Genomic DNA, 2,228 nt, shown 5'->3' with positions numbered 1-2,228 from the left:
TAATGCGATCTCTGTTTCCCGGCCATCAATAAGGATGAAATCGGGATCTTCTTTTGGCCATTTTGGTTCTATGTGCGATTCCCGCAAAGGATGGTTAAAAATCGTACGACTTCCATTTCCAGGGTTGGTCAGTATGCAGCTGATGCTGGTGGAAACGGATGGATCTATCAATATCGTTTCTATGGAAATGTTTAATTTATGCAGTTGGTCAAGAATTTCTTTTCCCAGAAAATCATCGCCTATACGTGCAATCAGCGAAGTATCACAATCCCATTTTGCCAACAAAGCAGCGGCATTGGTAGCCGGGGCGCCAATACACTCTGTGCGTTCTTTCATGACATATTTTCGGTTTTCAATAATGGTTTCGTTCATGGAGAATGTCAGATCATAGACAATCTGGCCAATACATAAAATTTTCATAGTTTTATTTTACCATAGATTCGATATAATAAGACGGTAAGTGGGGAATGAGAAATGATAGAAGCGGTTATATTTGATATGGATGGGCTGATGTTTAATACAGAAGCCATGTTTAAAATATTATTTCGAGAAGTGTTGGATCAAAATCATATTCCGGCACCGGAGTCGGTAGTGGAAGCGATGATTGGTTGTGATTCAAGGAGAGTACAGATTTTTGAACAGGAATATCCGGGGATCACGGAGACGATGGCATACTGTCAAAAACATAGAATGGAATACTTTTTTTCGATGTTTAAAGAACCAGGATCGGCCAATATGCCGGGATTACAGGAATTGATCGCGTATCTGGATCAGCAGAAGATACCCTATGCGATCGCGTCCAGTTCAGCTCCGGAAGATATTCGAAGAATGGTAGAACATGCAGGGTTTAAAATTTCCTACAAGGTTTTAACAAGTTCTAAAGAAGGGATTCCATCCAAACCGGCACCGGATATCTTTTTAGAAACGGCCAGAAGGCTAAATGTCGATCCGAAAAACTGTCTGGTGCTGGAGGATAGTAAAAATGGAATCATAGCCGCCGCCGGTGCTCATATGCACTCGATTTTCGTACCGGATCAGATCGTACCGGATGAAGAAATGAAACAGTATATTCAAACAACTTGTCAAAGCTTAAAGGACGTTATACCATATTTAGAAAATCAAAAAGCCATGATATAATGGCTAAGAGATAAGAGGAGACAAAATGATGAAAAAAGAACTCGTGATCGTTCTAGATTTCGGCGGACAATATAACCAGTTGGTTGCACGCCGTGTACGTGAATGTAATGTGTATTGTGAAATTTATTCGTATAAGACGGATTTAGAAAAAATCAAGGCCATGAATCCCAAAGGAATCATTTTGACTGGTGGCCCTAACAGTTGTTATGAAGCGGATTCGCCAACATATTCTAAAGAATTGTTTGAATTGGGGATTCCTGTATTGGGATTGTGCTATGGTGCGCAGCTGATGATGCATGTATTGGGCGGAAAAGTCGAAAAGGCAGATGCTCGTGAATATGGAAAGACGGAAGTCATCGTTGATAAAACGGATTCAAAGATTTTTGAAGGTGTCAGTCCGAAAACAATTTGTTGGATGTCGCATTTTGACTATATTTCTAAAGTGGCTCCGGGCTTTGAAATTACCAGCCATACGGAAAACTGTCCATGTGCATCGGCAGAAAATGTGGCAGAAAATCTATATGCGATCCAGTTCCATCCGGAAGTACTACATACGCAGGAAGGAACAAAGATGCTGTATAACTTTGTGCGTAATATCTGTGGTTGCGCCGGTGACTGGCGTATGGATTCCTTTGTCGAAGATCAAATCAAGGCTATTCGTGAAAAGGTCGGCGATGGAAAAGTTCTTTGTGCGCTGAGTGGCGGTGTGGATTCATCGGTGGCAGCGGTTTTATTATCCAAAGCCATCGGCAATCAGCTGACTTGTGTCTTTGTGGATCATGGACTGCTTAGAAAAAATGAAGGCGATGAAGTCGAAGCGGTATTTGGACCGGAAGGCCCATATGAGTTAAACTTTATTCGTGTCAATGCCCAGGAGCGTTATTATAGTAAGTTAAAAGGTGTAACGGAACCGGAAGCAAAGCGTAAAATCATCGGTGAAGAATTTATTCGTGTCTTTGAAGAAGAGGCCAAGAAAATTGGAACCGTAGATTTTCTGGTACAGGGAACGATTTATCCGGATGTTGTAGAAAGCGGATTAGGCGGCGAAAGTGCTGTCATTAAATCGCATCACAATGTCGGTGGTTTACCGG

3 protein-coding genes are annotated in these 2,228 nt (G+C 41.7%); 2 read left to right on the top strand and 1 reads right to left on the bottom strand.

The window, feature by feature from the left end; all coding sequences use genetic code 11:
* Positions 1-420: carbohydrate kinase family protein (locus tag U0M88_RS07495; RefSeq protein WP_331869419.1), on the bottom strand; the 420-nt coding region annotated here is incomplete at its 3' end.
* 54 nt (positions 421-474) lie between these two features.
* Here U0M88_RS07495 and U0M88_RS07490 point away from each other — a divergent pair.
* Positions 475-1,137, top strand: a complete 663-nt coding sequence (locus U0M88_RS07490; RefSeq protein WP_117445894.1) for an HAD family hydrolase — start codon at positions 475-477, stop codon at positions 1,135-1,137.
* Between the two features lie 28 nt (positions 1,138-1,165).
* On the top strand, positions 1,166-2,228 hold a 1,063-nt coding region (guaA, locus tag U0M88_RS07485; protein WP_331869418.1), incomplete at its 3' end, for a glutamine-hydrolyzing GMP synthase.

It is taken from the genome of Faecalicoccus sp., from assembly GCF_036552745.1.
Taxonomy (GTDB): Bacteria; Bacillota_I; Bacilli_A; order Erysipelotrichales; family Erysipelotrichaceae; genus Faecalicoccus.
This window is presented reverse-complemented; position numbering and strand designations above follow the sequence as displayed.